Genomic DNA, 25,128 nt, shown 5'->3' with positions numbered 1-25,128 from the left:
CATTATCCTGACTTTTTAATGGGTTGAGACACATCGCTGGCGTGGGTCTGGAGGTATTTCAGCAACGTACGCTCCTCCACCGGGTTAAGACGGTAATAGGTCGACATCGCTTTCAATCCGGCGATCCAGCCGTTAGCGGTATAACGGGTGGGAGGAGGAGTGCTATGGCAGGCACTACAGGTGGATTGCAGCATTTGATCTGAGTATTCCCAGATGGGCTCAAGCGTGCTGATAAGATCCTGCCCGGAGGTCCAGGCGGTGACGCTCACCTGCTGCCAGGCCTGATGTGAGTCAGGATCGACCTGGGTTTGTAGCACTTTTACGTTAGCCATCAGGGAGTCATCAAGAACGGCGGAAAACACGCGCTTACCCATATACTGGGTGATCACCCGCCCGCGTCCTTTGGTTTCACGCCAGCCCGTGATTTCGACCTGCACGTTACTGCCTTCTTTTTGCAGCACCTTGACCTCGGTGGCGGGAAATAACAGCGCTTTGCCTGCGGGGCTTCCTGCCGTTGCCGTCAGTGCTTTTTCACTTAACGAGAACAGCGTGCTCGCCTGCGATGACGACGCATCCTGACGCTGTAGCTGCTTAAAGCGATCGCGAAAACCGCTGCTCATATCGGGTTTGTGATGGGCAATTCCTTTGTGGCAATCAATGCAGTTGCTGTCTTTTGCCGCCGCCGCGGTCATTTGTGCCGCCGCATTTGCCGATTGTTTGCCGTGATCCATCGCCTCATAGCTGTGGCAGGATTTACACGCCGCTGAATTATTCGCGCTCATGCGCGCCCATTCCCGCTGGGCCAGCTCCGCCCGTTTTGCGGCAAATTTTTCGGGGGTATCGATCGAAGGAGAAATAAAGGTGTGGTAGAGATCGTTTAAGGCTTGCGTTTTACGAACCAACGTTGGCACGATGCCCGGCGGAATATGACAATCCTTACACTCCGCACGCACGCCAGAAGCATTGCGAAAATGCACGCTGGTTTTATATTCCTCTCCAGCCGTGCGCATCGAGTGACACGATAAACAAAACCCGGTAGTACTGGTGTAATGAACGCCTTGCCACGCTCCCCAAATCGCCAGGGCCATGACTACCGCTCCGACGAATGCGCACCACAGTGCATTTTTTCTTATCCACGACATGCTAGCCTCCATTTTTTTAATAGCGACACGCTAAGGGATAATAAAAATCAAAAATAGAGACAGCGCAGGCAGAGTATAGGAACAGCAATCACTCTATGATATTCGTCAAATAGTAAAGAGCAGAAATTCGTAATATAGTGACCATCTATAAATAAGGATTTTCTCATGCTCACACTGACTCTCAATAGAGAAAGCCGTACTCCGCTACAGTTGCAGATATTTCAATTTTATTTACAGGCTATTCAGCAGGGAGATTTGTTGCGTGGAGATAAACTCCCTTCTATTCGCGAGCAGGCTCAGGTATTGAATGTAGCCAAAATAACGGTCGTGATGGCCTATGATAAGCTTATGGCGGCTGGGTTAATTAAGAGCCGACACGGCATTGGCTATGAGGTGATATTCACCACGCCTGTTCGTATCCCGCCTGCGCATGTTCCCATGTCCCAGGGCTCTCCGCCAGTAACACCCAAAGCAGCCGGGGTCTCTACCGATGTTTACGCAGAGCCTGGGCGGGAGTGTTACTGCCGGATGGGCGTCCCCGATCCCAATGCTTTTCCCTGGGCCAGTTGGCGAAAATGGAATAACGCGCCAAGCGTACTTAAAGAACAATTGCTTACCAGGTATCATTCACCAAACGGATTATTTTCACTGCGTGAACAACTGGTCAGATACCTTAATTTATCTCGTGGCATTAATACCCGGGCAGAGAACATCATTATTACCAACGGGATCCAGGAAGGATTGTCGCTGTTGAGTCAGATATTTATTATTCATCATGCCGTCAGCCAGCAAAAAAAATGCCACGTTGTGACCGAATCTCCTTGTTATTCTGGCGCATGGCATCTGTTTAATTATTACGGCGCAAACATTACGTCAATTGCCGTAGATAACCACGGACTGCAAACAGATAATTTACCTGAATATGAAACTCAGCTTTGCTATGTGACGCCGGCCCACCAGTATCCGATGGGGAGCGTACTTTCGCTGGAGCGCCGTCAGGCATTATTAACGTGGGCACAGCGCGTCGGCGCTTATATCATAGAAGACGACTACGACGCTGTTTTTACCTATGGCGAGAATCACCTTCCTGCGCTGAAAGCCATGGATTATCACAACCGGGTTATCTACATGGGGACATTTTCTAAAACGCTGGGACCGGGGGCGCGTCTTGGCTACCTCATTTGCCCTGATGAATTGCTCCCGGCGGTACAGAATATGAAAGCGCTCAATAACAACGGCAGTCAGTGGTTGTTGCAGCAATTTTTAGCCGAATTAATGCAAAACCAGGTGTTTTATACGCATATCAGCAAGCTGGCCAGCAGCTATGCGGCGCGCCTCAACCAGTTACGCGATGGCCTTTCCGCGCTGTTTCCCACAGGGAAAATCGCTGGCGCAACGGCGGGTCTGCATCTCTCGTTACGCGTTGAAAGACACCCCGATACGATAGCCAGGCTGCAACAACGCTGCCTGCAGGCTGGGATCCGGTTTGACACTCTGGCGGATATAGAAAATGGATCAGAAACCGCATGGGGTAAGGAGAACAGCGACGTGGTGATGTTTTTTGGCTTTGGCGGGTTGCAGATACAGCAGATTAATAGGGTACTGTCGGTACTGGAGCAGGCGCTGACGCAGCCTTGCTGAATAACAGGGATCGCGCCGGTGGCGCAATCCCTGTGGTAAGTCTTACAGCAGATCGCGGAACTGAGTTTGTTTCAGCGCCAGCTCTACGCCGCGAACTTCCGCCAGCCCTTTCAGACGACCAATTGCGGAGTAGCCGGGGTTGGTTTTCTTGTGCAGATCGTCAAGCATCTGGTGTCCGTGATCCGGACGCATCGGGATAGGACGCAAATCACCCGCCTTTTTACGCCGCTGTTCTTCACTCAGGATGGCAGCGACCACCGATACCATATCCACATCGCCTTGCAGGTGCGCACCTTCGTGGAAGGTTTTCGGGTTATCTTCACGGCAGGTGGAGCGCAGATGCGTGAAGTGGATTCGATCGCCAAAGGTTTCGATCATTTTCACCAGATCGTTATCAGCACGCACGCCGTAAGAGCCGGTGCACATGGTGAAACCATTATTGATGCTGTCGACGGTTTCTTTCAGCCACTGCATATCTTCGATAGTCGAAACAATGCGCGGCAGGCCAAGGATCGGACGCGGCGGATCGTCAGGATGCACAGCCAGGCGCACGCCCACTTCTTCTGCCACTGGCACGATCGCCCGCAGGAATACCGCCATATTATCGCGCAGATCGTCTTTACTGATGCCGTCATATTCAGCGAGGCGCGCACGGAATTGATCCAGCGTATAGCCCTCTTCCGCGCCGGGCAGTCCGGCAATGATATTGCGGGTCAGCTTTTCAATTGCGGCATCGCTCATGGCATTGAAGTAGTCCAGCGCCTGACGTTGTTCTTCTGCGGTGTAATCCGCTTCAGCTCCCGGGCGTTGCAAAATATGCAGTTCGAAGGCCGCAAAAGCAATCTGGTCAAAACGTAGCGCTTTGGAGCCGTCTGGCAACTGATATTCCAGGTCAGTACGCGTCCAGTCGAGGATCGGCATGAAGTTATAGCACACAGTATCAATGCCGCAGGTCGCCAGATTACGGATACTCTGCTGATAGTTGGCAATCCATGTTTGGTACTGGCCTGAACGCGTTTTGATATCTTCGTGAACAGGAATACTTTCCACCACCGACCAGGTCAGCCCTTTTTCAGCCAGAATGGCCTGACGCTGTTGAATCTCTTCTACCGGCCACACTTCACCGTTAGGAATATGGTGCAAGGCAGTCACAACACCCGTTGCGCCAGCCTGACGCACATCATCAAGCGATACCGGATCGTTAGGTCCGTACCAACGCCAGGTTTGTTCCATTGCTTCACCTCACAAGTTGTTATACCAAATTAAACTACCTGAATGATGACTACCATACAGGCATCCCATGGATGATCAACAGATGGCCGGTCATTGATTGATCCAGCTCACATTCCCCTGATAAATGAGGCACACCAATTCAATTTGCTGTCATATAACTTTATACTGCCATTGTTAATTAATGGTTAATCAGGTGTATTAAATGAAAACTATTGCCTCAGCGCCACTGGCGGAAAATGTCATGATGCCGCAGTACGACCGCCAGCAATTAAAAACGCGGATTGTGCATTTTGGTTTCGGTGCTTTTCATCGCGCCCATCAGGCGTTATTAACCGACAGGGTGCTGAACGCGCAGGGTGGAGACTGGGGAATTTGCGAGATCAGCCTGTTCAGCGGCGATCGGCTGATGCGTCAGCTTCGCGAACAGGACCATTTATTTACCGTGTTAGAAAAAGGAGCAAACGGCAATCAGCCCATCGTCATCGGCGCCGTTAACGAGTGTCTGAACGCCACACTGGATTCGCTGGCGGCCATTATTGAAAAATTCTGCGAGCCTCAGGTGGCGATTGTCTCGTTAACTATCACCGAAAAAGGCTACTGTATCGATCCGGCGACGGGATCGTTGGATCTCTCTAATCCGCGAATTATTCACGATATGCAGACGCCGGCTGAACCGCACTCCGCGCCCGGAATCATTGTAGAAGCGCTGCACCGCCGACGTGAACGCGGGCTGCAACCATTTACCGTCCTCTCCTGCGATAACATCCCGGACAATGGTCATGTGGTAAAAAATGCCGTACTGGGAATGGCGGAAAAACGCTCACCTGAGCTGGCGCACTGGATCCAGGAGCATGTCAGTTTTCCGGGTACCATGGTAGACAGGATTGTTCCCGCCGCCACCGAAGAGTCGCTGGCTGAAATCGCCCACGAGCTGGGTGTTGCCGATCCTTGCGCAATCAGTTGCGAACCGTTTATCCAATGGGTGATTGAAGACAACTTTGTGTGTGGTCGTCCGCAATGGGAAACCGCGGGTGTCCAGATGGTCGAAAACGTGTTGCCGTGGGAGCAAATGAAACTGCGGATGCTGAACGGTAGCCATTCGTTCCTTGCTTATCTCGGCTATCTGGCCGGATTCCAGCACATCAGCGACTGTATGCAGGACAGCGCATTTCGTGAAGCCGCTTACCGGCTGATGCTCAATGAACAGGCCCCCACGCTGCAAATTACCGATGTGGATTTAGACCAGTATGCTTTAAGCCTGCTGGAACGCTTTGCCAACCCGGCGCTGAAACACAAAACCTGGCAAATAGCGATGGATGGTAGCCAGAAATTACCCCAGCGCATGCTGGAAGGGATCCGCGTACATTTAGCACGTCAAAGCGAGTGGCCGCTGCTGGCGCTCGGCGTCGCAGGCTGGATGCGCTACGTGAGCGGCGTGGATGATTCAGGCACTGCGATTGATATTCGTGACCCGTTAAGTGAGAAAATTGCCGCTCTGGTTAAACAGAGCACTGAATCAGAACGCGTCAGCGCCCTGCTTTCACTGCATGAGATTTTCGCCGCCGATCTCGTACAGAATCCGCAGTTTGTCGCGGCCATTCAGCAGGCCTGGCAGCGTATTGCCCAATACGGCGCGCATCAGGCTGTCATTGAAACGTTAAAAAATTAACGATTTCTGCCATTAAGCAGGACGAAGCACGTCTTCGTCCTCCCACCCCTTCTCTTTTCCCCCGTTTTTCGCCAGGATTGTTAAATGCCATTACGGTAATTTATGATTCTGGAGTAAATGTGACTAAAACCAATCTCATCACTGGTTTTCTTGGCAGTGGCAAAACCACCTCTATTCTTCATCTATTGGCGAACAAAGATCCCGCAGAGAAGTGGGCCGTGCTGGTCAATGAGTTTGGCGAAGTAGGCATCGATGGCGCACTGCTGGCCGACAGCGGCGCACTGCTAAAAGAGATCCCCGGCGGCTGTATGTGCTGCGTTAACGGTCTGCCAATGCAGGTAGGCCTTAATACGCTGCTGCGTCAGGGAAAACCCGACCGTCTGCTGATTGAACCCACCGGCCTCGGACATCCCAAACAGATTCTGGATTTACTCACTGCACCGGTTTACGAGCCGTGGATCGACTTGCGCGCAACTCTCTGTATCCTTGACCCCCGCCTGTTGCTGGATGAGAAAAGCGTCGCCAATGACAATTTCCGCGATCAGCTGGCCGCCGCAGATATCATTGTTGCCAACAAAGCCGACCGGGCCACGATGGAAAGCGAAAATGCCCTGCAAAGCTGGTGGCAACACTACGGCGGCAATCGCCAGTTGGTTCATGCCGACCATGGGAAAATTGACGGGCAGCTACTGGATTTACCCCGACTCAACCTTGCGGAGCTTCCGACAAGCGCGGAGCATAATCATCGTCATGCCGACAAAAAGGGGCTGGCGGCGTTGAGTCTTCCGGCGCAGCAGCGCTGGCGGCGCAGCCTGAACAGCGGTCAGGGCCATCAGGCCTGCGGCTGGATTTTTGACGCCGATACGGTATTCGATACCATCGGTCTGCTGGAGTGGTCGCGTCTTGCTCCTGTTGGGCGCGTGAAAGGTGTAATGCGTATAAAAGAGGGACTGGTGCGCATTAACCGCCAGGGAGACGACTGGCACATTGAGACGCAAAACGTCGCGCCGCCGGATAGTCGTATTGAACTCATCTCCGATACCGAGACCGAGACCGACTGGAATGCGTTACAGAGCGCATTGTTGAGACTTCGTTTAGACGCCAGCGCGTAAGGTTGCCTTCGTTTTATAGCAATGGTAAATGACGATGAAAACCCGATACCCTCTTATCCTCCTGCTTAATATCGCGGGCCTGGCGCTGTTTCTTTCCTGGTATCTTCCTGCCGGGCATGGGATCTGGTCTTCAATAGATACGGGCGTTTTCCGCTTCTTTAATCAGAAGCTGGTGGAAAGCCCACTATTCTTATGGATTGTTGCTATTACCAATAACCGGGCATTTGATGGCTGCTCATTGCTGGCAATGGGCGCATTGATGCTGCATTTTTGGCTGAAAGAAACGTCGGAAGGTCGCCGACGCATTGTCGCTATTGGTCTGGTTATGCTGCTCACCGCAGTGGTATTAAATCAGTTAGGTCAGGCGCTTATTCCGGTTAAACGCGCCAGCCCCACTCTGATGCTGGATAATATTTACCGCGTCAGCGAACTGCTGCATATTCCGACCAAAGATGCGTCCAGAGACAGTTTCCCCGGCGATCACGGTATGATGCTGCTTATTTTTTCCGCATTTATGCTGCGTTATTTCGGAAAAACCGCCGGAATAATCGGCCTTATTATTGCTGTGGTTTTTGCCTTCCCGCGCGTAATGATTGGTGCTCACTGGCTCACCGATATCGTGATCGGTTCCATGACGGTCGTCCTGATTGGTCTGCCCTGGTGGCTAATGACGCCTTTAAGCGACCGATTAGTGACTCTGTTTGCGAATTACCTGCCGGGCAAAAACAAACAATTTTTAAACAAATAACGCAGAGTAATTAACATCATCAGGGATACTTCTGATTCCCTGATGATGCTTACTGATATTTCATCATTGTGGCTGTCATTCTCCTGTCATCTTATTCACGTTAAAAATGAGTAAGTTGCGTCTTTTTTACCCCAATTGTTCTTAATTTATACAATACCGATTATTCACTTTCTGTATCAATTTTTCTTATAAAAAATCACGTAAAATCACTCGCAATGACCGGAACGATCGGGTAATCTCGAACTCGTTTTGCCTCGCGGGATAATTATTCTCTTTATGAATAAATTTGTGCGTTCTGCCACAGATTTGACCTTAAAGAATTGTCTCATCGTGCGAGGGTAATTAGTCTCGTCACGTTTGGCATTTTTTATAACGATATTTATCGTTAAGGACTTCAAGGGAAAACAAACAAAATGGTCAAATCTCAACCGATTTTGAGATATATCTTGCGGGGCATACCCGCGATAGCAGTTGCGGTTCTGCTTTCTGCATGTAGCACAACGAACACCGCCAGGAATATGCATTCTGAGACGCATGCTGTGGGCAATGGAGATAACTCTTCACTGCAAGCCTCTCAGGATGAATTTGAAAATATGGTGCGTAATATCGATGTTAAATCACGTATTATGGACCAGTATGCTGACTGGAAAGGCGTGCGTTACCGCCTTGGCGGCAGCACCAAAAAAGGTATTGATTGTTCAAGCTTCGTACAACGTACGTTCCGTGAGCAATTTGGTTTAGAGCTTCCTCGCTCAACCTACGAACAACAGGAAACGGGTAAATCCGTTTCGCGCACTAACCTGCGCACAGGCGATCTGGTTCTGTTCCGTGCTGGTTCCACCGGCCGTCACGTCGGTATTTATATCGGCAACAACCAGTTCGTACATGCCTCGACCAGCAGTGGCGTTATCATTTCCAGCATGAACGAACCTTACTGGAAAAAACGTTACAACGAAGCTCGCCGGGTCCTGAGCCGCAGTTAATTTCGTTTGGCAGCTATCCCTTGGCTATCCTGATGAGACATATTGAAAAGCACTGCTTCGGCGGTGCTTTTTTTTGGCTTCGCCTCGTGACTAAGAAAAATCTCACAAGGTGAGTCATTTCAGGTTATATTCATACAGAATAAGCGCTTAACTCAGGTAAACATAAGGAACTATGTTCAGACGCTCCTCTTCATCCGGTCGGAAAATCCTGCTTTCCTGTATGTTAACGGGGCTTATCGTCGCGCTCCTTGTGAGTACCCTGCAATTTTTCGTGACCTGGCATAAACGAGACGTTAAGTACGACACGCTCCTTACCGATATCCAGAATTATGTCAGTAGCTACTTTGCCGATCTCCAAACCACCACTGATGCCCTTCAGCCACTTGTCGCCAACAGTTGCCAACAAGTCGGCGCTAAACTGACCTCCAGCGCGGCCTTTAGCCTCAACGTCCGCGCATTTTTACTGGTCAAAAACGGCATTGCTTTCTGCTCCTCCGCAACGGGTTCAATGTTCACCCCGATTTTAGATCTGGTTCCAAGTCTTGATATCAGTAGAACTATTGACGTGGAATTACTCCCCGGCACGCCCATGATGCCGAACAAGCCGGCGATAATGATTTGGCACCGCAACCCATCGTTTACTGACAGCGGCGTGTTTACCTCACTGAATATTAATCTGGCTCCTTACCTGCTTTATACCGCCCGACAGGATGATTTTGACGGCATTGCCATCGTCGTCGGTGATAACGCAATTTCGACATTTTCATCACGGATTATTGATGTCTCCGCCCTGCCTAAATCTCGCTGGCGGCAGGCGAGTCTGGAAGGTATCCCGCTACAGATTCGTTTATATGCCGATGAGTGGACCTACACCGACGTCTGGTATTCGATTATGTTGGGGTGTATGGCGGGGATTATTGCCGCTCTTCTTCTCTGGTATTACATCTACACCATCCGTTTACGCCCGGGCAAAGATATCCTCAACGCTATCAAACATAACCAATTTTATGTGGTGTACCAGCCCGTTGTAGAGGTGCAAACGCTCGAGGTGAAAGGTGCCGAGGTGTTATTACGCTGGAATCATCCGACAACGGGTGAAATCCCGCCGGATGCCTTCATTCACTACGCCGAATCACAGAAAATGATTGTCCCGCTGACCCAGCATCTCTTTAAGTTGATTGCGCAGGACGCGCCGATGCTGCAAAAAGTCTTACCCGCTGGCGCAAAATTGGGGATCAACATCGCGCCAACGCATCTGCACGGCGAAACGTTTAAAGACGACATTCATCGCCTGCAGGCTTCGCTTCCCGCAAACCATTTCCAGATGGTGCTGGAAATCACCGAACGGGATATGCTCAATCAACACGAGGCCACGAAGCTATTTGAATGGCTTCATTCAGCAGGTTTTGAAATTGCCATTGACGATTTTGGCACCGGTCATAGCGCACTGATTTATCTGGAACGCTTTACCGTTGACTATCTGAAAATCGATCGCGGCTTTATTAACGCCATCGGAACAGAGACCCTGACCTCTCCGGTTCTGGACGCTGTGTTGACACTCTCTAAGCGTCTTAATATGCTGACGGTTGCTGAAGGGGTTGAAACGCCTGAGCAAGCCCGTTGGCTGCGCGATCGTGGGGTGCATTTTTTCCAGGGATACTGGATTAGCCGACCATTAAAGCTTGCTGATTTCGTGCGTTGGATGGCACAGCCCAATAAGCCGACGTGGTGATCGCAGTATGCGAATCATAAACTCTCACTCGCCGCTACATCCCTTATCTTTCAGGCATGATGCCCGTCGGGTTGTAGCAGGAAAAGGAAATCGCTTTTAATGATCCCTCGCGTATTGCTTCTGTTCATCGCCCTCATCGGGTTTAGCGCCGAGGCGCAGTCCATCAAAGAAAGCTATGCTTTTGCCGTACTGGGCGAACCGAAGTACGCGTTTAACTTTAATCACTTTGATTACGTGAACCCTGCTGCCCCCAAAGGCGGGCAAATCACCCTCTCCGCCATCGGCACCTTCGATAACTTCAACCGCTATGCGATGCGCGGTAACCCCGGTGCACGTACCGAAACGCTTTACGACACGCTGTTTACCACCTCCGACGACGAACCTGGCAGCTACTATCCGCTCATCGCCGACAGCGCACGCTATGCTGACGACTATTCCTGGGTAGAAATCGCCATCAATCCGCGGGCGCGTTTTCACGATGGCTCCCCCATTACCGCCAGCGATGTCGCATTCACCTTCCACAAATTTATGACTGAAGGCGTGCCGCAGTTTCGTCTGGTCTATAAGGGAACAACGGTAAAAGCGATCGCGCCATTAACCGTACGCATTGAATTAGCCAAGCCGGGTAAAGAGGACATGCTCAGCCTGTTTTCATTACCCGTGATGCCAGAGAAGTACTGGAAAGATCATAAACTCAGCGATCCCTTATCATCGCCTCCGCTCGCCAGCGGCCCTTATCGCATCGCGAAATGGAAGATGGGTCAGTATATAGTCTATTCACGCGTCAAAGATTATTGGGCCGCGAACCTGCCAGTTAACCGCGGGCGCTGGAACTTTGATACCATTCGCTACGACTACTATCTGGATGACAACGTCGCCTTTGAAGCGTTTAAGGCTGGGGCGTTTGACCTGCGTCTTGAAAACGATGCCAAAAACTGGGCAACGCGTTATACCGGGAAAAATTTCGCCAATCATTACATCATCAAAGATGAGCAAAAAAACGAATCCGCCCAGGATACCCGCTGGCTGGCATTTAATATTCAGCGACCGGTGTTCAGCGACCGGCGGGTGCGGGAAGCCATCACGCTGGCCTTTGATTTTGAATGGATGAATAAAGCGCTGTTCTATAACGCCTGGAGCCGGACCAACAGCTATTTTCAGAATACCGAATATGCCGCGACAAAATACCCCGATGCGGATGAACTGGTGATACTCGCGCCTTTGAAAAAAGATCTCCCCCCTGAGGTCTTTACCCAAATATACCAGCCGCCAAAATCAAAAGGCGATGGCTACGATCGTGACAACCTGTTGAAAGCCGATACCTTACTGGAACAGGCCGGATGGGTCTTAAAGGGACAGCAGCGCGTAAACAGCACCAGCGGTAAACCTCTGAGCTTTGAACTGTTGCTCCCGGCGGGCAGCAACAGTCAGTGGGTGCTGCCGTTCCAGCACAACCTGCAGCGCCTGGGCATTACAATGAATATCCGCCAGGTGGATAACTCACAAATCACAAACCGCCTGCGCAGTCGCGACTATGACATGATGCCAAGGTTGTATCGCGCAATGCCGTGGCCGAGCTCCGACCTGCAAATTCTTTGGGCCTCTGACTATATTGACTCCAGCTATAACGCTCCAGGAGTGCAAAGCCCGGTGATTGATAAACTGATCGGTCAGATCATCGCGGCACAAGGTGATAAAGCCAAGCTGATCCCGCTGGGCCGCGCACTGGACAGGGTATTAACCTGGAACTACTACATGTTGCCGATGTGGTTCATGGCAGAGGATCGCATTGCATGGTGGGATAAATTTTCGCATCCTGCTATTCGCCCAATTTATACTATTGGCCTCGACAACTGGTGGTATGACGTCAATAAAGCGGAGAAGCTGCCCGCAGCCAGGCGGCAGGGAGAATAAATGGGCGCTTATCTGATTCGACGTCTGCTGCTGGTGATCCCAACGCTTTGGGCCATCATCACCATCAACTTTTTTATCGTGCAAATCGCCCCCGGCGGCCCGGTTGAGCAGGCCGTCGCCGCTATTGAGTTCGGGCAAAGCGGGGCATTACCCGGCGCGGGCAGCGAAGGCGTTCGCGCCAGCCACGCGCAAACCGGCGTTGGAAACATCAGCGACAGTAATTATCGAGGCGGACGGGGTCTGGATCCGGAGGTTATCGCCGAAATCACTCGCCGCTACGGGTTCGATAAGCCTATTCATGAGCGTTATTTCAAAATGCTCTGGGACTATGTTCGTTTCGATTTCGGCGATAGCCTGTTTCGTAGCGCCTCAGTGCTGACGCTTATCAAAGACAGCCTGCCTGTTTCCGTTACGCTTGGGCTGTGGAGTACGCTCATCATTTATCTGGTGTCGATCCCGCTTGGGATCCGCAAAGCGGTACACAATGGCAGCCGATTTGATGTCTGGAGCAGCGCATTTATTATTATCGGCTATGCCATACCGGCCTTTCTGTTTGCCATTTTGCTGATTGTCTTTTTTGCCGGGGGAAGCTACTACGACCTGTTCCCGCTTCGCGGGCTGGTTTCCGCCAATTTTGACTCCCTGCCCTGGTATCAGAAAGTGACCGACTACCTTTGGCATATTACCCTACCGGTGCTGGCGACGGTGGTTGGCGGGTTTGCCGCGCTGACCATGTTGACCAAAAACTCATTTCTGGATGAGGTACGCAAGCAGTATGTCGTCACCGCGCGCGCCAAAGGTGTCAGCGAGAAAAATATTCTGTGGAAACATGTGTTTCGCAATGCCATGTTGCTGGTGATCGCTGGCTTTCCGGCGACGTTTATCAGCATGTTTTTTACCGGCTCACTGCTGATTGAAGTGATGTTCTCGCTTAACGGTCTGGGACTTCTGGGTTATGAATCCACCGTATCACGCGACTACCCGGTGATGTTCGGCACGCTCTATATTTTCACCCTGATCGGTCTGCTGCTGAATATCCTCAGCGACATCAGCTATACGCTGGTCGATCCCCGTATTGATTTTGAGGGACGCTAATGTCGCGATTAAGCCCCGTTAATCAGGCTCGCTGGGCGCGCTTTCGCCACAACCGTCGCGGCTACTGGTCGCTGTGGATTTTTCTGGTGCTGTTCGGTCTTAGCCTGTGTTCAGAACTGATTGCCAATGATAAGCCGCTGCTGGTGCGCTACGACAATAGCTGGTATTTCCCGCTGTTCAAAAACTACAGCGAAAGCGATTTCGGCGGACCGCTGGCGACCCAGGCTGATTATCAGGATCCGTGGCTACAGCAACGCCTGGAAAACCAGGGCTGGATCCTGTGGGCACCAATCCGCTTTGGGGCCACCAGCATTAACTTTGCCACCGATAAGCCCTTCCCCTCCCCGCCTTCGGCACAAAACTGGCTGGGCACTGACGCCAATGGCGGTGACGTGCTGGCGAGGATCCTCTACGGTACACGTATTTCTGTCCTGTTTGGATTAATGCTAACCCTGTGCTCCAGCGTGATGGGGATCATGGCTGGCGCAATCCAGGGCTACTATGGCGGCAAGGTGGATCTGTGGGGGCAACGATTCATTGAAGTTTGGTCAGGAATGCCAACGCTGTTTCTGATCATTCTGCTGTCGAGCGTGGTCCAGCCTAACTTCTGGTGGCTGCTGGGCATTACCGTGCTGTTTGGCTGGATGAGCCTGGTTGGCGTGGTGCGCGCGGAGTTTTTACGTACCCGAAACTTTGATTACATTCGTGCCGCTCAGGCGCTTGGCGTAAGCGATAGCAGTATTATTCTGCGTCATATGCTACCCAACGCGATGGTCGCCGCCCTGACATTTTTACCGTTTATATTATGTGCCTCGATAACCACCCTGACCTCGCTGGATTTTCTTGGGTTCGGTTTACCGCTTGGCTCGCCATCGCTAGGAGAACTCCTGTTGCAGGGTAAAAACAACCTGCAGGCACCGTGGCTTGGGATCACCGCGTTCATCTCCGTCGCTCTGCTATTATCGCTACTGATCTTCATCGGTGAAGCAGTACGCGACGCGTTCGATCCCAATAAGGCGATTTAAGATGACACAACCGCTGTTAGCTATTGAGAATTTATCGGTAGGTTTTCGCCAACAAGAGACCGTGCGCACCGTCGTCAACGCCCTCTCACTGCGGGTTGATGCCGGACAAACTCTGGCGCTGGTGGGTGAATCTGGCTCGGGTAAAAGCGTGACCGCGCTTTCTATTTTACGGTTATTACCCTCCCCTCCGGTAGTCTACCTTTCCGGCGACATTCGTTTTCATGGTGAATCATTACTTCACGCCAACGAGCAGACGCTTCGCGGCGTACGGGGGAATAAAATCGCCATGATTTTCCAGGAGCCGATGGTGTCACTGAACCCGCTCCACAACCTGGAAAAACAGCTTTATGAAGTGCTGTCGCTGCATCGGGGGATGCGTCGCGAGGCTGCACGGGCCGAGATTCTGACCTGTCTGGATCGCGTTGGCATCCGTCAGGCGGCCAAACGTCTTGCAGACTACCCGCACCAGCTGTCCGGCGGTGAACGCCAGCGTGTGATGATCGCCATGGCGCTGCTAACACGACCGGAGCTGCTTATTGCCGATGAACCGACCACCGCGTTGGACGTTTCGGTACAGGCGCAGATCCTGCAGTTGCTGCGAGAGTTGCAGCGTGAGCTGAACATGGGATTACTGTTCATCACCCACAACCTGAGCATTGTGAAAAAGCTGGCCGATACCGTTGCGGTCATGCAAAACGGCCAGTGCGTTGAGCAAAATCGAGCAGCACAGCTGTTGGCTGCGCCAACGCATCCCTACACGCAGAAATTGTTAAACAGCGAACCTTCCGGCGATCCGGTGCCTGTACCTGCTGGGCAAGCTCCGCTGCTGGAAGTGGAGAAACTGCGCGTCGCCTTTCCCATCCGCAAAGGTATTCTGAAGCGCGTGGTGGACCATAACGTCGTCGTTAATAACGTCAGTTTTTCCCTCCGGCCCGGTGAAACGCTGGGGCTTGTTGGGGAATCTGGATCGGGGAAAAGTACTACCGGACTGGCGCTGCTGAGACTTATCACCTCACAGGGTAGCATTGTGTTCGATGGTCTGGCGCTACATACGTTAAATCGTCGCCAGCTGTTGCCGGTCCGTCACCGCATTCAGGTGGTTTTTCAGGATCCCAATTCCTCGCTGAACCCGCGCCTGAGCGTGCTACAGATTATTGAGGAGGGGTTACGCGTTCATCAGCCAACCCTGTCAGCCGAACAGCGCGAAGCGCAGGTGAAAGCGGTAATGGCGGAAGTGGGTCTGGATAGCGAAACGCGGCATCGTTATCCGGCGGAGTTTTCCGGCGGCCAACGTCAACGTATAGCCATTGCCAGAGCGTTGATTCTCAAGCCTTCCCTGATCATTCTGGATGAACCAACATCGTCGCTCGACAGAACCGTACAGGCGCAAATCCTGACGTTGTTAAAGTCGTTACAGGAAAAGCATCGCCTGGCTTATATCTTTATCAGCCATGATTTGCACGTAGTACGCGCGTTATGCCATCAGGTTATTGTACTAAGGCAGGGAGAGGTCGTGGAACAAGGACAATGCGAGCACGTATTTAACGCGCCACAACAGGCATATACGCGTCAGCTGCTTGCGCTAAGCTGACGCTCAAAACGGATTGTTATTTGAAAACGGCTCTGCGATAGCCACGCCGAAATTTTTCAGCCTGCAGGTCGCGGCAAATTCATCCTGACGATTCACAAACAGGCACGGCTCTCCTTCGCATTCCAGTACAGAACAAGGTACCTCAATGTCGCTGAGGGCCTGGCTGAGTTTATGCATAACTGACCACGCGCTGTCACCATCAGGGCTAAGCAATTTGAGCGCCACCAGGCTGTTCTCATTGCTCTGACCGTTGTGCGGAATCGGTTCAACTTTTGAACCTGCGAAACCCACCGACCAACGATAGCACTGCGGCAGACGATGAACGATTGAGAGTTGTAATGTCATCACTTTCTTTCCCTGGAAGTACAGTTACTTCACAATTATTTTACATCAATATTAACACATCATTGACAATACGTCTTTAAACAGTTGGTAAACGTTTACACCCTGTCGTTATGCCGTTTTCCGAACCCACTATTTAAATTTATTCAACGGTTCTGGCATATTTCCGCGCTATATGTACTCGTTTCTGCGATCTAACTCAACCTTTTTAACTACAATGATGTGACTTTTTACATAAATTGATTTTACATAAAATAAACATAAGCAGGGAAAATGATAGATTTGCGGTTGATGTACATCAACTCTGGAGGCCTTATGACCCCCAGGTTGTGTAATAGATCACCGTTTTTTGGCGCGACTGGCGTAGAGATAGAAGAGAATTGAACTGGTAGCGCAAAACGCTATCGACCATATCATTGGCCAGGCCGAGTTAAAGGTTGCCAGAGATAACAGCGCCCCAACGATAGCGCCAATGCCGAAGCGGAATGTCCCAGCCAACGATGACGCCGTTCCCGCCATATGCGGAAATTCATCCAGAATAACCGCCATGGCGTTGGATGACACCATCGACACACAGCCAACGAACGCCGCAACACCCAGCACCAGCGCCCAGAAACCAACCCCGAACAGTGCGCTAAAGACCATCCAGCCCGCCATCACGAACTGGATCCACAGGCCGGTACGGAACATATTCAATGCGCCAACCCGACGAACAAAGCGGCTGTTGATGATGGTCATCACGAACAGGAAAACAATATTCAGCGCGAAGTAATAACCGAAATGCTGCGGCGAAACGTGGTTGATCTCAATATAGACAAAAGGTCCCGCGCTCAGGAACGAGAACATCCCGGCAAAGCTGAACCCACTGGCCAGCATATAGCTCAGTACGCGTTTATGGCGAAACAGCGAGGCAAAATTGCCAAGAGTAGTACGCAGGCGAAACGGCTGACGACGCTCTACCGGTAAGGTCTCTTTAATCAGCGTAAAGATCATCACCGATGCCAGAATAGCCGCCACGGCGAGGATCCAAAAGATGTAGTGCCAGCTCAGCCATACCAGCACCCAACCGCCTACGATGGGCGCTAACAGCGGCGCAATTGTCGTGACCAGCATGACAAATGACATCATGCGTGAAAACTCTTCCTTCGGATAGATATCGCGCATCAGGGCGTTGATAACCACGCTCGCCGCCGCAGCCGCCAGACCATGGAAGAAACGCATGACGATCAGTTGATCGATAGTTTGCGCCAGCGCACAGGCAACTGCCGCCGCCGCAAATACCAGCGTCCCGCCCAGAATAACCGGCTTGCGCCCAATGCTGTCAGCCATTGGACCATACAGCAACTGCCCCACCGCGAACCCAAGAATATAGGTGCTGAGGGTCATCTGCGCGCTACCTGCAGGCACACCAAACTGTTCAGAGATAACAGGCAGCGCCGGAAGATACATATCAATCGACAACGGCATCAGCATGGCTAATAAGCCAAGGATAAAGACAATGGCAATTGACGAGTTCTGCCGGGTGGTCACATTTAGCTCCTGAAATTAACGCGGGGTTAAGTTAACGCTGGCGATTTCTTCTTCGGTCAACGGACGGTATTGACCCGGCTCCAGATCATCATCAAGCCTGATGTCACCAATCCGTTCACGGTGCAGCTCCACAACGTGGTTACCCACGGCGGCAAACATACGTTTAACCTGATGATAGCGCCCTTCACTGATGGTCAATCGCACCTGAGTTGGCGTAATGACTTCCAGCACGGCCGGTTTGGTCAGGTCTTTTTCGTTATGCAACTGTACGCCACGAGCAAACTGTTCGGCGGTATCGTCTGCCACTGGCGACTCCAGCGTCACCAGATAGGTTTTCTCACAATGGTGACGTGGCGACGTGATGCGATGCGACCACTGTCCGTCATCGGTCATCAGCACCAGTCCGGTAGTGTCGATATCCAGACGCCCTGCCGCATGCAGTTTGTAGGCAACCGGTTCATCAAGGAAATAGAGGACCGTCGGGTGATCGGGGTCATCCGTTGAGCAAACATAACCCTGAGGCTTATTCAGCATAAAATAGCGCGGGCCATTTTGCTGAGCCAGGGAATTACCGTCATATTCTACGTCGTGTTCTGGCAGCAGCTTAAAAGCGCTATTTCTGACGATTTCACCGTCTACGGTAACGCGGTTAGCACGGATCTCACGCCCGGCAATAGCGCGGCTGACGCCGAGTTGCTGAGCGATAAATTTATCAAGTCGCATGAGTGTGATTTTTGCCTGTAAAAATACGAGAAGCGGGTTTGCGCCCGACAAGTGGGACTATTATCCGCCCAGTATAGCGGCGTTACATCATCCCTCAAGGGAAATGATTCATGGCATACTATACATTGTTGCTGTTTACCTTAATGAGCCCATGATTTTTACTCTTCGCCCGTACCAAAAAGAAGCCGTGGATGCCACGCTCAACTATTTTCGCCACCATCGCACGCCGGCGGTTATCGTCCTGCCAACCGGCGCGGGCAAAAGTCTGGTGATTGCCGAACTGGCCCGCGTGGCGCGTGGCCGCGTACTGGTACTGGCGCACGTCAAAGAGTTGGTTGCACAAAACCATGCCAAATATTGCGCACTGGGGCTGGAAGCCGATATTTTTGCCGCAGGTCTGAAGCGTAAAGAGAGCCACGGGAAAGTGGTGTTTGGCAGCGTACAGTCGGTGGCGCGTAATCTGGACGCCTTTCAGGGAGAGTTCTCGCTGCTAATCGTCGATGAATGCCATCGCATTGGCGATGATGAAGAGAGTCAGTATCAGCAAATCCTCACTCACCTGACTAAAGTAAATCCCCACTTACGCCTGCTCGGGCTTACCGCCACGCCTTTTCGTTTGGGTAAAGGCTGGATTTATCATTTTCATTATCACGGTATGGTGCGCGGCGATGAAAAAGCGCTGTTTCGCGACTGCATTTATGAATTACCGCTGCGTTACATGATTAAACACGGCTACCTGACGCCGCCAGAACGCCTCGACATGCCGATAGTACAATATGACTTCAGCCGCCTGCAGGCGCAGAGTAACGGCCTGTTTAGCGAAGCGGACCTGAATCAGGAATTGAAAAAACAGCAGCGAATAACGCCGCATATCATCAGCCAGATTGTCGAGTTTGCCCAGACGCGCAAAGGGGTGATGATTTTCGCCGCCACCGTTGAGCACGCCAAAGAAATTCTGGGCCTGCTGCCCGCTGAAGACGCCGCGCTAATCACCGGAGATACGCCAGGCGCTGAGCGCGACGTGCTGATTGAAGAGTTCAAAGCTCAGCGCTTTCGCTATCTGGTGAATGTGTCGGTCCTGACCACCGGCTTCGATGCCCCGCACGTCGACCTTATCGCTATTCTGCGCCCAACAGAGTCAGTTAGCCTTTACCAACAAATTGTCGGTCGTGGGCTGCGCCTTGCTCCGGGTAAAACCGACTGTCTGATCCTCGATTACGCCGGCAACCCACACGATCTGTACGCGCCGGAAGTGGGAGCGCCGAAAGGAAAAAGCGACAACGTTCCGGTACAGGTATTCTGTCCTGCCTGCGGGTTTGCCAACACCTTCTGGGGCAAAACCACGGCAGACGGCACGCTGATTGAACATTTTGGCCGCCGCTGCCAGGGATGGTTTGAAGATGATGACGGCCATCGCGAACAGTGCGATTTTCGTTTCCGTTTTAAAAACTGCCCACAGTGCAATGCGGAAAATGATATCGCCGCCCGCCGTTGTCGGGAGTGCGACACGGTGCTGGTCGACCCGGATGATATGCTGAAAGCCGCGCTCAGACTCAAAGATGCGCTGGTTCTGCGCTGTAGCGGCATGGTGTTACAAAATGGCCTGGATGAAAAAGGCGAATGGCTGAAAATCACCTATTACGATGAGGATGGCGCCGACGTCAGCGAACGCTTTCGCCTGCACACTCCCGCGCAGCGAACGGCCTTCGAACAACTGTTTATTCGCCCGCACACCCGAACGCCTGGCATTCCCTTACGCTGGATAACCGCCGCCGATATCCTCGCCCAACAGGCGCTGTTACGTCATCCTGATTTCGTGGTGGCGCGTATGAAAGGTCAGTACTGGCAGGTGCGTGAAAAGGTCTTCGATTATGAAGGTCGCTTTCGCCGGGCACATGAATTACGCGGTTAATCGTACTTTTGATTGATGTACCAGCCGTTTGAGTATAGAATCTCGCCCGCTTTTGCATACGCAAAGCAGATCACTTACCTGTTGCTGGGTCGCCTGTAGCAGGAATTATTAAAGAGAGATTTAAATGTTTACTATCAACGCTGAAGTACGTAAAGAGCAGGGTAAGGGTGCGAGCCGCCGCCTGCGTGCCGCTAACAAGTTCCCGGCAATCATCTACGGTGGCGCAGAAGCCCCGATTGCTATTGAACTGGATCACGATGCAGTTATGAACATGCAAGCTAAAGCTGAATTCTACAGCGAAGTTCTGACCATCGTTGTTGACGGTAAAGAAGTTAAAGTTAAAGCTCAGGCTGTACAGCGTCACCCGTTCAAGCCGAAGCTGTCTCACATCGACTTCGTTCGCGCGTAATCGCCTGGAAGTTGAAGAAAAACCCCGCCCCGGCGGGGTTTTTTTATGGGATTTTGTTGGCGGTAAAGAGGAATCATGCAGGCCGGACAGGCGTTAACTGGCCTATCCGGCAAACGGCTCTATTTCCCGCCCGACGTGCGACGCTGGAGCTGATCGCGCAGGTTCGGCGGCGTACCTTTGATGGTCAAGGTGTCTGTCGCCGGATCCCAGAAAATACGCTCGCCCAGTAACATGGCGTCGAAGTTAATGGTTAACCCACCGCCGCTGCCGGCAAATTTGGTTAATTGACGCAACGTGCTGCGATCCGCCGGGAAGCTCTCTTCCAGCTCGTAGCCTTTATCAGCGGTAAATTCGCTGAAGCTAATTTCACTGACGCCGGAAAGCTCTTTGGACAGCGATTCCAGCTCAATCTCTTCACCAGCCTGCAACTGCTCGTTACAGTAGCTGTACACCTGCTGACGCACGTTCTGGCGTTCGGCTTTATCGAGTTGCGCCTCATTGGTAAAGTCATCGACCGCCTGCAGCAGCCCACGGTTTTGCGCTTTGGCATTAAGACCTTCGCTGGCACCGAGGAAGTCCATAAAGAAATCGGCGACTTTGCGCCCTACCCGCCCTTTCAGGAACGTCAGATAGCGCGTGGACTCCGGGTTGGTTTCCCACTCGGTTAAATCAATACGCGCCACGATATCCGCATGATTGATATCCAGATAATGCGTTGGGTTGATATCCAGATTTTCATTGACGCGCATACTGCTTAAATTGTTCAGCACGGCGACCAACAGATACTCTACCGCCAGATAGCGGTAATGGCAGAACAGAACAATACCGCCGTCGGCAAAAGGATATTTCGCCAGTTCGTCCCGCAAACGCCCTGTCGCTGCACGACTAAAGGCCAAAAAATCCTCTTCGCCCTGACGCTGTAAACGCAGCGTTTGCGCCAGTTCACTCTCTTCGCTAAACAGGCCATAAGCTTTATTCTTGGCGCTATATACCCGATGCAGCTCAGCCATCATATCGACAACGGTCGCTGTCGGTTCCAGTAATGAATCGCGCAAGACCAGCTCAAGGTTCTGCTCGTCGCGTTTGATAAGCTGGTGCAGGGCAATCTGGTTGATATCCAGACTCATGATAAACTCTCCTTTTAGACCGGGCGGTATTCAACCACCTGCCGGGCAGTGACGCAATAGAAGATAAAAAAGCAGAAAAAAAACTGTCCGTACGGTAATATGTTGCCCTTTCATGAACAGACTGATTTCGATTTATGCCACAAATTTCCCGCTATAGTGACGAACACGTTGAACAACTGCTGAATGAGATGCTCAACGTACTGGAAAAACATAAGGCGCCGACCGACCTTTCCCTGATGGTACTGGGAAATATGGTGACTAACCTTATCAATACAAGCATCGCACCGGCCCAGCGCCAGGCGATTGCCAACTCTTTTGCCCGCGCATTGCAGTCTTCGGTAAACGACGACCAAGCGCATTAAGAGCCTGCTCCGGGGAAACGAACAACAGTTTATGGTAACTCATCGTCAGCGCTACCGTGAGAAAGTCTCCCAGATGGTTAGCTGGGGGCACTGGTTTGCCTTGTTCAACATTCTGTTGGCCATGGTGCTCGGTAGCCGTTACCTGTTTGTCGCCGACTGGCCGACAACCCTTGCAGGTCGTGTATATTCCTATCTGAGCGTTGTCGGGCATTTTAGCTTTCTGGTGTTCGCCACCTATCTGCTGATCCTGTTTCCCCTGACGTTTATCGTCATGTCCCAGAGACTGATGCGATTCTTATCAGCTATTCTGGCGACGGCAGGCATGACGCTGTTGCTCATCGACAGCGAAGTCTTCACCCGCTTCCACCTGCACCTCAATCCGATTGTCTGGGAACTGGTCATCAACCCTGACCAGAACGAAGCGGCGCGTGACTGGCAACTGATGTTTATCAGCGTGCCGGTTATCCTGTTAATTGAAATGCTGTTTGCGACCTGGAGCTGGCAAAAGCTGCGCAGCCTGACGCGTCGTCGCCATTTTGCTAAACCGTTAGCCGCATTCTTCTTCGTTTCCTTTATCGCCTCGCACGTGGTGTATATCTGGGCGGATGCCAATTTCTATCGCCCGATTACAATGCAGCGCGCGAACCTGCCGCTCTCCTACCCGATGACGGCACGTAAGTTCCTGGAAAAACATGGCCTGCTGGACGCGCAAGAGTATCAGCGTCGCCTGATCGAACAGGGCAATCCGGAAGCGGTTTCCGTGCAATACCCGCTTAGCGAACTGCGCTATCGTGATATGGGCACTGGTCAGAACGTCCTGCTGATCACCGTCGACGGCCTGAACTACTCACGCTTTGAAAAGCAGATGCCTGCACTGGCTGAATTCGCCGGGCAAAATATCTCCTTTACGCGTCACATGAGTTCCGGCAACACCACGGATAACGGGATCTTCGGCCTGTTCTACGGTGTCTCACCAAGCTACATGGACGGCATTTTGTCGACCCGAACGCCTGCGGCGCTGATTTCTGCACTGAATCAGCAGGGTTATCAGTTAGGGCTGTTCTCCTCGGATGGCTTTACCAGCCCGCTTTATCGCCAGGCGCTGCTGTCAGATTTCTCCATGCCGAGCGTGCAAACACAATCTGATGAACAAACCGCAAGCCAGTGGATTAACTGGCTGGGACGCTACGCGCAGGAAGATAACCGCTGGTTCTCGTGGGTCTCCTTTAACGGCACGAACCTTGATGACAGCAACCAGAAGAACTTTGCCAGACGCTATGCCAACGCCGCTCAGGATGTGGATGCCAACATCAACCGCGTGCTTAGCGCCCTGCGAGACTCCGGCAAACTGAACAACACGGTGGTGATTATTACCGCAGGCCGCGGTGTGCCGCTGACGCAGGAAGAGAACAATTTTGCCTGGTCACGCGGTCATCTGCAGGTGCCTCTGGTTATTCACTGGCCGGGAACGCCTGCCCAGCGCATCAATAGCCTGACCGATCATACAGACCTGATGACAACGCTTATGCAGCGCCTGTTGCACGTCAGCACGCCAGCTAACGAGTACTCGCAGGGGCAGGATCTGTTCAATGCAACCCGCCGCCATTACTGGGTTACCGCCGCCGACGGCAGCACGATGGCCGTTACCACGCCAGAAATGACGCTGGTGCTGAATAACAACGGTAATTATCAGACCTATGATTTACACGGCGAGAAAATAAAAGATCAGAAACCACAGCTAAGCCTGCTGCTACAGGTTCTGACGGACGAGAAACGATTTATCGCTAACTGATTAATTATAAATCAGTTAGCGAAGCATCCTCTTGCATTCGCAGCGGAAAGCAGTAGTATTAGCAGCCATAGCGTCGGCACGTAGCGCAGCCTGGTAGCGCACCGTCATGGGGTGTCGGGGGTCGGAGGTTCAAATCCTCTCGTGCCGACCAAAAATCCCAAAAAAACCAACCTTTATGGTTGGTTTTTTTATGCCTGCGATTCAACATTCCTTATTATTACTCCGGCCTTCAGCACAGGTTTTACTACTTACCCATGCACAAATTGGGGTAAAATTTATCCTCTCATCAGCGTGATGAATCTGGACGATTGATGCGCTGAAAACAATAATGATACTAATAAAAACTCAGGAGAATAGTATGCCTGAAGCAACGCCTTTTCGGGTGCTGATTGTTGACGACCACCCACTAATGCGGCGAGGAATTAGTCAATTATTGCAACTGGATCCCGCATTTAACGTAGTCGCGGAAGCGGGTGATGGTGCCAGCGCTATCGATCTGGCAAACCGCCTGGACCTTGATGTGATCCTGTTAGATCTCAATATGAAAGGGATGAGCGGACTGGATACCCTGAACGCGCTGCGCCGGGATGGCGTCACCGCGCAGATTATTATTCTTACCGTTTCGGATGCCGCCAGCGATGTGTACGCCCTAATTGATGCCGGCGCGGATGGTTATTTGCTTAAAGACAGCGATCCTGAAGTCCTGCTGGAGGCCATTCGCAGCGGAGCCAAAGGCGGTAAAGCTTTTAGCACACGCGTCAGTGAATATCTGCGCGAACGCGACCTGTTCGGCGCTCAAGAAGATCCGTTCAGCATTCTCACCGAACGTGAACTGGATGTGTTGCATGAACTGGCTCAGGGGCTGTCGAATAAACAGATTGCGTCAGTGCTGAATATTTCCGAACAGACGGTGAAGGTGCATATTCGCAACCTGCTGCGCAAACTCAACGTGCGCTCTCGCGTTGCTGCCACCATCCTGTTTTTGCAAACGCGCGGCATGCAGTAATCAATGAGATGCCGGATGGCGACGCAGCAGCGTCTTATCC

At 51.9% G+C, this 25,128-nt stretch carries 21 protein-coding genes and 1 tRNA gene; 16 read left to right on the top strand and 6 right to left on the bottom strand.

The window, feature by feature from the left end:
• Positions 1-2: 2 nt before the first annotated feature.
• A complete protein-coding gene (gene torC, locus OGW16_RS21635) occupies positions 3-1,142 on the bottom strand; it encodes a pentaheme c-type cytochrome TorC (protein ID WP_286518823.1) in 1,140 nt (379 codons plus the stop codon).
• 165 nt (positions 1,143-1,307) lie between these two features.
• On the opposite strand from torC, the gene pdxR reads away from it, so the two are divergent.
• Complete coding sequence (gene pdxR, locus OGW16_RS21630) at positions 1,308-2,783, top strand: MocR-like pyridoxine biosynthesis transcription factor PdxR (RefSeq protein ID WP_172863191.1); 1,476 nt, start codon at positions 1,308-1,310, stop codon at positions 2,781-2,783.
• Between the two features lie 42 nt (positions 2,784-2,825).
• Here pdxR and uxuA read toward each other — a convergent pair whose 3' ends face one another.
• The gene (gene uxuA, locus OGW16_RS21625) at positions 2,826-4,016 is read right to left on the bottom strand and encodes a mannonate dehydratase (RefSeq protein ID WP_043016983.1); all 1,191 of its coding nucleotides are present in this window, start codon (positions 4,014-4,016) and stop codon (positions 2,826-2,828) included.
• Between the two features lie 202 nt (positions 4,017-4,218).
• Between uxuA and OGW16_RS21620 the strand changes: the two genes are divergently transcribed.
• The 9 genes from OGW16_RS21620 (at position 4,219) to yejF (ending at position 15,885) form a co-directional block, all read left to right on the top strand.
• Entirely contained in the window at positions 4,219-5,685 is a 1,467-nt protein-coding gene (locus tag OGW16_RS21620; protein ID WP_047409917.1) for a mannitol dehydrogenase family protein, read from the top strand.
• Positions 5,686-5,804: 119 nt separating this feature from the next.
• The gene (locus tag OGW16_RS21615; protein WP_286518818.1) at positions 5,805-6,797 is read left to right on the top strand and encodes a CobW family GTP-binding protein; all 993 of its coding nucleotides are present in this window, start codon (positions 5,805-5,807) and stop codon (positions 6,795-6,797) included.
• A gap of 28 nt (positions 6,798-6,825) precedes the next feature.
• Entirely contained in the window at positions 6,826-7,545 is a 720-nt protein-coding gene (locus tag OGW16_RS21610; RefSeq protein ID WP_087052512.1) for a phosphatase PAP2 family protein, read from the top strand.
• A 413-nt stretch (positions 7,546-7,958) separates the two neighbouring features.
• A complete protein-coding gene (gene mepS, locus OGW16_RS21605; protein ID WP_003027474.1) occupies positions 7,959-8,528 on the top strand; it encodes a bifunctional murein DD-endopeptidase/murein LD-carboxypeptidase in 570 nt (189 codons plus the stop codon).
• Positions 8,529-8,700: 172 nt separating this feature from the next.
• Positions 8,701-10,260, top strand: a complete 1,560-nt coding sequence (locus tag OGW16_RS21600) for a cyclic di-GMP phosphodiesterase (protein ID WP_043016987.1) — start codon at positions 8,701-8,703, stop codon at positions 10,258-10,260.
• 99 nt (positions 10,261-10,359) lie between these two features.
• On the top strand, positions 10,360-12,174 hold the full coding sequence (locus OGW16_RS21595; RefSeq protein ID WP_199994368.1) for an extracellular solute-binding protein: 1,815 nt from the start codon (positions 10,360-10,362) through the stop codon (positions 12,172-12,174).
• The gene (locus OGW16_RS21590) at positions 12,175-13,269 is read left to right on the top strand and encodes a microcin C ABC transporter permease YejB (RefSeq protein WP_043016989.1); all 1,095 of its coding nucleotides are present in this window, start codon (positions 12,175-12,177) and stop codon (positions 13,267-13,269) included.
• Positions 13,269-14,294: an ABC transporter permease gene (locus tag OGW16_RS21585; RefSeq protein WP_043016990.1), complete on the top strand. Its 1,026-nt coding sequence runs from the start codon at positions 13,269-13,271 to the stop codon at positions 14,292-14,294. The genes OGW16_RS21590 and OGW16_RS21585 overlap by 1 nt, the downstream gene beginning before the upstream one ends.
• Position 14,295: 1 nt before the next feature.
• A complete protein-coding gene (gene yejF / locus OGW16_RS21580) occupies positions 14,296-15,885 on the top strand; it encodes a microcin C ABC transporter ATP-binding protein YejF (RefSeq protein ID WP_047409904.1) in 1,590 nt (529 codons plus the stop codon).
• A gap of 3 nt (positions 15,886-15,888) precedes the next feature.
• Here the strand turns inward: yejF and OGW16_RS21575 are convergent, their stop codons facing one another.
• The 3 genes from OGW16_RS21575 to rsuA all read right to left on the bottom strand — a co-directional run bounded on the left by OGW16_RS21575 (position 15,889) and on the right by rsuA (position 18,480).
• Positions 15,889-16,233, bottom strand: a complete 345-nt coding sequence (locus tag OGW16_RS21575) for a YejG family protein (RefSeq protein WP_087051313.1) — start codon at positions 16,231-16,233, stop codon at positions 15,889-15,891.
• Between the two features lie 333 nt (positions 16,234-16,566).
• Positions 16,567-17,757, bottom strand: a complete 1,191-nt coding sequence (locus OGW16_RS21570; RefSeq protein WP_200000916.1) for a Bcr/CflA family multidrug efflux MFS transporter — start codon at positions 17,755-17,757, stop codon at positions 16,567-16,569.
• Positions 17,758-17,772: 15 nt separating this feature from the next.
• Complete coding sequence (gene rsuA, locus OGW16_RS21565) at positions 17,773-18,480, bottom strand: 16S rRNA pseudouridine(516) synthase RsuA (RefSeq protein WP_087051311.1); 708 nt, start codon at positions 18,478-18,480, stop codon at positions 17,773-17,775.
• A 151-nt stretch (positions 18,481-18,631) separates the two neighbouring features.
• Between rsuA and radD the strand changes: the two genes are divergently transcribed.
• Complete coding sequence (radD, locus tag OGW16_RS21560; RefSeq protein ID WP_286518810.1) at positions 18,632-20,392, top strand: DNA repair helicase RadD; 1,761 nt, start codon at positions 18,632-18,634, stop codon at positions 20,390-20,392.
• 124 nt (positions 20,393-20,516) lie between these two features.
• Positions 20,517-20,801 carry a 50S ribosomal protein L25 gene (gene rplY / locus OGW16_RS21555; RefSeq protein WP_003027502.1) on the top strand — a complete coding sequence of 95 codons (285 nt, stop codon included), beginning with the start codon at positions 20,517-20,519 and terminating at the stop codon, positions 20,799-20,801.
• A gap of 119 nt (positions 20,802-20,920) precedes the next feature.
• Here rplY and yejK read toward each other — a convergent pair whose 3' ends face one another.
• The gene (gene yejK / locus OGW16_RS21550; RefSeq protein ID WP_043016995.1) at positions 20,921-21,928 is read right to left on the bottom strand and encodes a nucleoid-associated protein YejK; all 1,008 of its coding nucleotides are present in this window, start codon (positions 21,926-21,928) and stop codon (positions 20,921-20,923) included.
• 134 nt (positions 21,929-22,062) lie between these two features.
• On the opposite strand from yejK, the gene OGW16_RS21545 reads away from it, so the two are divergent.
• From OGW16_RS21545 to narP, 4 genes are all read left to right on the top strand, one after another.
• The gene (locus OGW16_RS21545; RefSeq protein WP_003027506.1) at positions 22,063-22,290 is read left to right on the top strand and encodes a YejL family protein; all 228 of its coding nucleotides are present in this window, start codon (positions 22,063-22,065) and stop codon (positions 22,288-22,290) included.
• A 31-nt stretch (positions 22,291-22,321) separates the two neighbouring features.
• Positions 22,322-24,082: an LPS biosynthesis-modulating metalloenzyme YejM gene (gene yejM / locus OGW16_RS21540; protein ID WP_286518808.1), complete on the top strand. Its 1,761-nt coding sequence runs from the start codon at positions 22,322-22,324 to the stop codon at positions 24,080-24,082.
• Between the two features lie 74 nt (positions 24,083-24,156).
• Positions 24,157-24,233 (top strand) — tRNA-Pro (locus OGW16_RS21535).
• A 207-nt stretch (positions 24,234-24,440) separates the two neighbouring features.
• Positions 24,441-25,088 carry a nitrate/nitrite response regulator protein NarP gene (gene narP / locus OGW16_RS21530; protein WP_016153764.1) on the top strand — a complete coding sequence of 216 codons (648 nt, stop codon included), beginning with the start codon at positions 24,441-24,443 and terminating at the stop codon, positions 25,086-25,088.
• Positions 25,089-25,128 lie beyond the last annotated feature (40 nt).

It is taken from the genome of Citrobacter sp. Ce104, from assembly GCF_030334595.1.
In the GTDB taxonomy this organism is placed as follows: Bacteria; Pseudomonadota; Gammaproteobacteria; order Enterobacterales; family Enterobacteriaceae; genus Citrobacter; species Citrobacter europaeus.
Note: the sequence above shows the minus strand (reverse complement) of the source record. Positions and strands in the feature narration are given on the sequence as shown.